Source organism: Zarconia navalis LEGE 11467, assembly GCF_015207075.1.
Classification (GTDB): Bacteria; Cyanobacteriota; Cyanobacteriia; order Cyanobacteriales; family Geitlerinemataceae; genus Zarconia; species Zarconia navalis.
In genome coordinates, this window is sequence record NZ_JADEXN010000205.1 from 1 (window position 1) to 8,397 (window position 8,397).

At 52.4% G+C, this 8,397-nt stretch carries 7 protein-coding genes; 1 reads left to right on the forward strand and 6 read right to left on the reverse strand.

Translation table 11 applies throughout. From position 1 onward, the window contains the following. On the forward strand, window positions 1-566 hold a 566-nt coding region (locus IQ235_RS12075), incomplete at its 5' end, for a peptidoglycan-binding domain-containing protein (protein ID WP_264321710.1). Window positions 567-692: 126 nt separating this feature from the next. Here the strand turns inward: IQ235_RS12075 and IQ235_RS12080 are convergent. From IQ235_RS12080 to IQ235_RS12105, 6 genes are all read right to left on the reverse strand, one after another. After that, window positions 693-1,442 (reverse strand): M15 family metallopeptidase, encoded by a 750-nt coding sequence (locus IQ235_RS12080; protein ID WP_264321711.1) that lies wholly within the window; start codon window positions 1,440-1,442, stop codon window positions 693-695. Between the two features lie 378 nt (window positions 1,443-1,820). Beyond that, window positions 1,821-4,811, reverse strand: a complete 2,991-nt coding sequence (gene infB / locus IQ235_RS12085) for a translation initiation factor IF-2 (protein ID WP_264321712.1) — start codon at window positions 4,809-4,811, stop codon at window positions 1,821-1,823. A 143-nt stretch (window positions 4,812-4,954) separates the two neighbouring features. Next, a complete protein-coding gene (locus IQ235_RS12090) occupies window positions 4,955-5,236 on the reverse strand; it encodes a YlxR family protein (RefSeq protein WP_264321713.1) in 282 nt (93 codons plus the stop codon). Beyond that, a complete protein-coding gene (nusA, locus tag IQ235_RS12095) occupies window positions 5,226-6,563 on the reverse strand; it encodes a transcription termination factor NusA (protein ID WP_264321714.1) in 1,338 nt (445 codons plus the stop codon). Before nusA ends, IQ235_RS12090 begins: the two co-directional genes overlap by 11 nt. A 96-nt stretch (window positions 6,564-6,659) precedes the next feature. After that, the gene (rimP, locus tag IQ235_RS12100; RefSeq protein ID WP_264321715.1) at window positions 6,660-7,118 is read right to left on the reverse strand and encodes a ribosome maturation factor RimP; all 459 of its coding nucleotides are present in this window, start codon (window positions 7,116-7,118) and stop codon (window positions 6,660-6,662) included. 321 nt (window positions 7,119-7,439) lie between these two features. Then, window positions 7,440-8,084 (reverse strand): COP23 domain-containing protein, encoded by a 645-nt coding sequence (locus tag IQ235_RS12105; RefSeq protein WP_264321716.1) that lies wholly within the window; start codon window positions 8,082-8,084, stop codon window positions 7,440-7,442. Window positions 8,085-8,397: the final 313 nt, after the last annotated feature.

Here is an 8,397-nt window from a genome sequence, read left to right on the forward strand (position 1 = left end):
GCTTTCAGGCTGCGTGGGGATTGAAGGTGGATGGGGTCGTCGGAACTCGGACGCTCGCAGCACTCAAAGCCGCACGAACTTACGCCATTGCCGTGGCGAACGGCTCGAACGGAACGTCGAGTACTCGAGTTTGGAAAAAAGGAGAAGCAGGTCAGTTCGTGCGCCAGACCAAGCAGCGCCTCAACGATTTTGGCTATACGGCAGGAAATCCCACGGCTTTTGCCGGGGAGTTTTTCGATACTCGAATGGAGAATGCCGTTAAGCGATTCCAAAAAGATAAGGGGTTAAATGCTGACGGACGCATCGGTCCCCAAACCCAGCAAATTCTTTATGCTTTCGAGTACGGTTTGCCGACGGTGAAATTGGGAGACAGCGGGGCGCTGGTGCAGATGGTGCAGTATCAGTTAGGGATGGTTCCCATGGGAGAGTTTGATGGAATCACCGTAGAAAAAGTAAAGGTGTTTCAAGCCGAGCAGGGATTGGTGGTGACGGGGGTCGTGGATGCACGAACGCACCAGGTGCTAGGAACCCACCGCGCTCGTTTGATGTTGGCCGCGATGGATTGAGACGGGTTTATATCCCTCTTCGATCGCGTCAGTTAAGACATTGCGCGGGTTGGTCGTGCGATCGATAATTCTAGAAGCTCGATCGCGTCAGTTAAGACATTGCGCGGCACAGTTAAACCGTGATTTCTAATGAGGAGTGTGGGTAGATTTGATCTTGGGTTGGGACCGCTCTTGAAGCTCGATTTCTTGCAGCTCGGAGCGAATGCCAGGAACTAAGTCTCGAGCCGTTTGAAAAACAAATTGACTATCGGCATCGCCCACCCACCGCCAGTGCCAAGGTTCGTAGCTAACGCAAGGGTGATTTCGAGTAAAGGAAAGTTCGAACCCATAATTTTGGGCATTTTTCATCAACCATTGTCCAGCAGCTGTCCGCTCGAAGTCTTGGCTGAAATCATACCAAGAATCGACTCCGTCACCGATATCGATCGCATAACCTGTATGGTGTTCGCTGTGGCCGGGCGGAGCGGAGACGCGGGCGCGTTGTTGTAGGCTTTGACCTCGTTGGGCGGCGATCGTATAAAATAGCTCGGTTTGGAGCGCTCGATCGCGAAATCCAGACAGAGGAACCAATGTCACCCCATCCCTGGCAGCGGCAATCTGCATTTGCCGAAAACTAATGGCAGCAGAGCGCTCTAAGCGCTCGCTGTTGCCCACTTCGACTAAGTTTTGAGGCGGGACTTCGGGATAAGGAAGGTGACCGTAGAAAGTGTAGGGGGTAACAGTCGAGCAATCGAGTGAAGTAGGGGGATCGATCGAAGAATTCTCTTGAGAGGAGCCAGAGGGTTTGAAATTCTGAGAAAATGCCGGACTCATCGACCGGAATGCAAGATAAAAGGCGATCGCGATCGCGCGGCTGCCAACTCGTGGGATTTTCACTCGATGCCACACACTTATAGGATTTCCAATATTCTGACACGATTAACAGCGGTTAGCCTGCATTATTCATCAGGTTTGACGAAAAGTTCTCAAAGCCTTATCTGGCAAGCCAACCAGAAATTCATCGGGCAAACAGTCTGTTTGTTAAGGTTGGCTGGCGATCGGGATTTAGGCGTTTGGTGAATAATCCAGGTTAGGACGCTAGAGAAGGAACGAGCGAGTTTCTTTTCCGGCTCTCTTTGACGATGTCCTAATGAGTAAGATCGTCAAAGAGAGCCAGCTCACCAATATTGATGATTTCATGTTTTCCCATCGCGCCATAAAAAGGGGGAGTTCGCAAACCCCCCCAAGGAAACTCTTCATGGTTTGATGAATTTCCTATCGAGTTGCCAAAGTACGCCGTTTTGTAACCATACGATAGGCTGAAATCGTATCTCCTTCATTCCAACCATTAAAGCTTTGGAGACCGATGCCGCACTCATAGCCGGAATTGACTTCCTTGACATCATCTTTTACCCGTTTTAGAGAGTCGAGAATGCCTTCATGAATGACTTTACTGTCACGGAGAACCCGTACCTTGCAGTTGCGGACGAGCTGACCTGACTGAACGTAGCAGCCAGCAACCGTTCCGCGACCCACGGCAAATACTGCCCGGACTTCCGCCTGACCGAGGGGTTCTTCGACCAACTCGGGATCGAGCAGACCCTCCATTGCCCCTTGGATATCGTCGAGCAGTCGGTAAATGACGCTGTATTCGCGTACGTCTACTCCTTCGTTTTCTGCGGCTTGCCGCGCTCCACTGGCAAAGGTGGTGTTAAACCCGATAATGACGGCTGCACTAGCGGCGGCCAAATCTACGTCGGTTTCGGTGACTTCCCCCGGAGCGGCCATGAGGACTCGCAACTGTACTTCATCTTGAGGTAATTGCTGGAGCGATCCGGAGATCGCTTCGAGAGATCCTTGAACGTCGGCTTTGATAATCAGGTTGAGTTCTTTGAGTTCGCCCTGTCGTTTGGCCTCCGAAAGGCTGTTGAGGCTCACCGTTCGTCCGGGTTTGGTAATTAAGCGAGCTTGACGTTGTTTGTCCGCTTCTCGATCGGCGATCGCGCGAGCTTCTTTCTCGTTCAAATACACCTCGAATACATCCCCAGCGGCGGGAACTTCGTTCATCCCCAGTACTTCCACCGCAAAGGATGGGGTTGCGGCTTCGACTCGCTCGCCGCGATCGTCCATCATCGCTTTGACTTTTCCGAACACGGAACCGGCGACGAGGACATCGCCAACGCGCAGGGTGCCGTTTTGCACCAGAAGGGTTGCCACCGAACCTCGTGCTTTATCTAGATGAGCTTCGATGACCGTTCCTTTGGCCGGACGATCGGGATTGGCGGAGAGTTCTTCAACATCGGCCACCAGCAAAATCATCTCGAGAAGGTTGTCGAGGTTCTCGCCCTGGATCGCACTCACGGGAACCATAATCGTTTCGCCGCCCCACTCTTCGGGAACCAGACCGTGTTCCATCAATTCCTGCTTGATGCGATCGGGTTGGGCTTCCTCTTTATCGATCTTGTTAATGGCCACCACAATGGGGACTTCGGCAGCTTTGGCGTGGTCGATGGCCTCAATGGTCTGAGGCTGGACTCCATCGTCGGCTGCCACGACGAGGATCGCGATATCCGTCACCCGCGCCCCCCGCGCCCGCATCTTCGTAAAGGCTTGGTGACCGGGGGTATCCAAGAAGACGATCTGCTGGGTTTCTCGATCTTCTCCGGTTACATCGACATGGTAGGCTCCCGTATGCTGGGTGATGCCCCCAGCTTCTCCCTGGGCGACCTTCGTTTGGCGAATCGTATCGAGCAGCGTGGTTTTTCCGTGATCCACGTGTCCCATAATCGTGACCACTGGCGGACGATGTTGGAGGTTCTCCAAATCTCCTTCGTCGATCATTTCCGTGCCTTTACGGGCTTCTGACTCGGCTTCAGGAGTTTCAACCAAAACGCCTAACTCTTCAGCGACCAAGGTGGCTGTGGCCACATCCAACGTTTGGGTGACGTTGACGGCAATCCCTTTCATAAATAGCCGTTTGACAATTTCCGTATCGGCAACGGCCAGAGCGTTGGCTAACTCTTGGACGGTCATGTTGTCGGCGATCGCCACGAATTCCGGACGTTCGACTTTGGGTTCGCTATTGCGTCGATTGTTGCGTCCTCCTCGAGAAGAGTGATGATCCCGAGACGGTGGTTTCTTCGCTTTGACCGCACTTGTCACTGCCGCCGTGGGTTTAGCAGAGGACGGTGACTTGGGCGGACGGGCGATAGAAAGGCTGACCTGAGCGGATGAAACGGAATTGGCCAACAATTCGCTGTCAATATCGTCATCATCGTCATCGATGGGTTTGAGCCTGCGCCCGCGCTTGGTCTTGTTAGCGCCCTTGTTTAATAACTCTTGTACGTCATCTTCTTCTTCCTTGCGCTTTTTCTCCACCCGCTTGGCAGGACGAGTTGGTTTTGCCTTGAGAATGGGGTCTTCAATTTCTGTTGCGTCGGACTTGTCGTCCGTAGATTTCTCCACATCCGAGGTTTCTGAGGTGTTGACCCGGACGATCTTTTGCTGCGGTCGCTGTAAGTCCGGCAGTTTCGCTCCCGACGACGCAGCCTCTGCCGCTGGCTTGGGTCTGGTGGGTCTGCTGGGTCGCGGTTTATCGAGTTTGGTCGCGATTTGAACGGTCGCTGCTTCTTTTTCTTGGGGACGACCGTTAGAATCAGAGGTGTCTCGATCGCTCTTATCGCTCTTTTGGGGTTTGAGAACGGGACGATTGGCGGTTGGTTGCCCCTCAACTTTTTTCGATCGGTCTACCGGCGGTGCGAGTAACAAGACCCCATCATCATCGGTCTCTTTGGCTTCGGGAGTCGGTTTGGAAACCGGAGGTGACGAGCTTGGGGGTCGAGCTTCCTCGGGCGCTACGGTCTGCACTTCACTCTGACTCTGGGACGCTGGAGAAGGCGAGATGTTATTTCGAGCTGGAGGTTCTAGCGATTCTGAAGTAGGTCGAGCCAAGGGAGGCTGGGGTTTGGGCGAGGTCCCAGTGGGGGTCGAACTCGCGGGACGAGGAGATTGAGGTTTTACTACCAAAATTTGCGGTTTTTGAGAGTCTTTCGAGTGTTTATTGGATGGTTTTGGGACGGGCTTCACGCTAGTTGAGGAGGGAATACGATCGGCAGCCGACCGAATGCGATCGGCATCATCTGATGTAATTGTACTACTATGACTTTTCACTGCGATGTCAAGTTGCTCGCAGATTGTTAAGATATCTTTGTTTTTTAGCTCGAGTTCGTGTGATAACTCGTAGATTCTGACTTTGCCGTTGCTCATCCACTTTGACCTCTCTGGGGAAAACTAGGACTAGGGAACTGGGTGCTGGACACTGGGGTTGAAATGAAAGCGATTTGAGGAAGGGGTTTACAGGAGTCGAGTCGAACCGAACACCCGATCGCCGCAGACCGAACACCTTTTCTTCACGGATGCCCTAGACTTGATTCCCCATCTTCTCTCGGCGCTAAACGCTGCCATAAGGTTTGGTACAGTTGAAGGGGGACAGTGACTTTCAGGGCATTCCCCAGTCGATTTTTTTTCTGAGCGATTTTCAGGCATTTTGCCTGGGCACAGATGTATGCCGAACGCCCCATCCCTTTGTCTAATTGTAGCTGATGGGACGGGTAGAGCCGGACAACGCGCCAGAAACTGTCGCGATCGTCAACTTTTCGACAACTGACACAACGTCGGTAGTTAGGTTTCATCCTCCTCTTGTGATTGAATCGTAACGGGGGGGGCGGGTACATCCTCCACCATTTCCGCGTCGGTTTCTTCCTCCTCTATATCCAGGGACTCTCCTTCAATATGGAGAAGCGAGTCTTCCTCGATTTCTGGGGGTAAGCTGTCGAGAATTGGTTCTTCTGCGGGTGGTTCTTCGACAGATGGTTCTTCGGCAGGAGGTTCGTACTTGGCACTATCTTTAATATCGATTTTCCAACCCGTTAAACGAGCGGCCAGACGAACGTTTTGCCCCTCTTTTCCGATCGCCAAACTGAGTTGGTTCTCCGGGACTAAAACGTGAGCTTGACGGGCTTCGGGGTCGACCAGACGCACTTGGTCGACCCGCGCGGGACTTAAAGCATTGGAGATGTAGGTGGAAGGGTCTGGCGACCAGCGAATTACGTCGATTTTTTCCCCTCGCAGTTCGTTAACCACCACCTGAATGCGCGATCCCCGAGCTCCAATGCACGCCCCGACGGGGTCGACTTCTCGCTCGAGGGTATCGACGGCGATTTTGGTTCTCGGGCCGACATAGCGCGAGGACGGATTGGCTTCTCGGGCGACAGCGACGATGCGCACCACTTCATCTTGAATTTCGGGGACTTCATTATCGAACAAATATACGACTAAACCGGCATCGGCACGGGAAACTAAAAGTTGCGGTCCCCGTTGCGGTCCGGCACAGACCTTTTTCAGATACACCTTAAAGGTTGCATTAGCACGATAGTTATCGTTGGGTAGCTGTTCTCGTTTCGGGAGTTCGGCCTCGACTTCGGGCTGACCGAATCCGCTACTGACAGCCATGACCACCGATTGGCGCTCGAACCGCAATACGCGGGCTTGCAGAACGGTGCCTTCGATGTCTTGGAACTCTTCTTGAATCAGCTTGCGCTGCTGATCGCGCAGTTTTTGGGCGAGAACTTGTTTGGTTTGGATGGCCGCCATGCGTCCGAAATCGATGCGATCGGGCGTCACGTCGAGAACGACAGTATCGCCGAGTTGAGCTTCGGCGGCAACTTCTTGCACTTCTCGCAAAGAAATTTCGTGGTCTGCGGTCGAGATATCTTCGACGATCGATTTGGTCGCCAGAACCCGAAATCCTTCTTCTTCTACATCGAGTTCGACCTCGAAGTTATCAAAATAGTGTTCGTCAAACTGGGTGCTATCCATGCGCTGGGTGCGACGAAAGCGCTCGTATCCTTTGAGGAGTGCTTCTCGTAAGGCCGCTTGAACCGATTGTTTGGGTAGGTTTCTCTCTTTACTGATACTGTCGATCAATTCCCCCAAACCGGGGAGTTTTACCATGGACATAGGACTAATTTTTTAGAGCTAATTTTTGCGTTAAGTGTAAGAATTCACGATTGGGCGATCGCGTCGAGTCCTGTTTTCTGGGTCGTGTCGTCTGGGCTACGGATCGCTTAGCTGAACTTCTGTCACTAGAGAGCGAGGAATGGCGATCGCCCGACCTTTGCGATTGATGTAAACCGCATCATCGTCGCGCTTGACGAGTTGACCCTCCCATTGGTGTTGTCCGTCAATGGGTTCCTCGGTCTTGACGGTCACGGCGAATCCTTTAAAGGCAGTAAATTCTCGATCGGCACTCAGTTGTCGCGAGACTCCGGGACTAGAAACTTCCAATACGTAAGCATCGGGAATTAGCTCGACTGCATCTAATGTCGCTTCGAGCGATCGACTCATCAACTCGCAGTCCTGTAAGCTCGTACCGGCTTGTGAATTGCGAACATCTACTCGCAGTACGGGGGGACTGTAGTGGGTTTGAAAGACAGCACCCACTAATTCCAAGCCTAACTCTCGGGCAACAGGTGTAGCCAAGTCAATAATTTTAGGGATTAGAGGATGAGTCATATCGGCAATAAAAAAAGAGGGGGATAACCCACTCCCACACAACTAGGCGATAGAGCTGTTGGAAAAACGGCGACCCCACTTGAATTGCGATCGCAATTCGTGAGTTGTTTTTACCTTTCTATGCCTACAGGTTTGCCTCGCCCTATTTTAACTTCAAGGGCAAGGCACTAGATAGACAGTTTAGCACAAGCAGCAGAAAGGCAAAAACTGGAGAAGATGCCCAATCAAATTGAAGGTCAGACAGGGAGAATCGCAGGATGCTTTTACGTCTGACCTGTTTTACGGTCTCCATGCATAACGCTAAGGTAGATCCAGCAACAATCAGCGAAAATTTTCCGGGTTTAACTTGGGATTGGGAGAGGTAGAAATACCCTCGTCAAGCATTTCTCCCGTACCGCCATCGGCCGCATCGAGAAAGGGCTGTAGGTTAATGCCAGTCGATGGATTTCGAGTTCCGACCTCTATATCCGATACATCGATGCCCAAAACCTCTTCGAGTAAGTCCAAATCTTCGCCATTTCCCGTCAAAGCGCTAACGGGTGCTGTCGACTGACCGCTATCGGCAGTAACGATGTTTTGGAACACTAAATCTCGGGTTTGCTGCGGGTCTTGACCCGGTGGAACGGTCAGAACGATGCGGCAACTCGCATCGGCTTGGGTCGTAACGCAGATGATATCGTATTCGTTTTCAATTCCGGTTCCCAGTTCCACCAAACCATCGGGGCGGTAAAATTCCAATCGACGAGCAATTTCGTTACAGCGACGTTCGGGGGTCCAGCCACCACCTAACGCGGTCGGTGTTGCCCAGGCATAGGACCTGCCGGGCTGGCTTTGGGGATGATACATGACTGTGTACTCTGAATCGACCAACTCACAGGAGAACCGTTCGGTTTCTACCTTAACCTCCTCCGGTATCGGTCTTTCTTCACTCTGTTGGGGTAATTGGGCCTGCTGGCGAGGCGACAAAGGCTCGGCCCGGAGGGGTCCGTTTGTCGGAAGGATTCCGAAGAAAAACGCAGTCCCCAAAGATAAAGAGATACTGATTCCCGTTTGTATCGAGCGATGTCTCGGGGATGACGCGTGATTTAATACTCGATCGCGTTTGAAAGATAGTCGTAACATGGCGATAACGTACTCCCTATTGGGCAACCGGATATGAGATACTGACCTACTGGTAACAGTTTTTGGTAAAGATCGTTCGTTCTGCTCGGCTGCTGGGGGGAGTTGTGCGAGCTAGGCCATTCTCAACTCCCCCCAGCAGCCACAATTTGTCTAGATC

Excerpts from the sequence above, each read along its gene's own strand:
- rimP (WP_264321715.1), bottom strand. The coding sequence starts at position 7,118 with ATGACTCATCCTCTAATCCCTAAAATTATTGACTTGGCTACACCTGTT.
- IQ235_RS12090 (WP_264321713.1), bottom strand. The coding sequence starts at position 5,236 with ATGAAACCTAACTACCGACGTTGTGTCAGTTGTCGAAAAGTTGACGAT.
- infB (WP_264321712.1), bottom strand. The coding sequence starts at position 4,811 with ATGAGCAACGGCAAAGTCAGAATCTACGAGTTATCACACGAACTCGAG.
- nusA (WP_264321714.1), bottom strand. The coding sequence starts at position 6,563 with ATGTCCATGGTAAAACTCCCCGGTTTGGGGGAATTGATCGACAGTATC.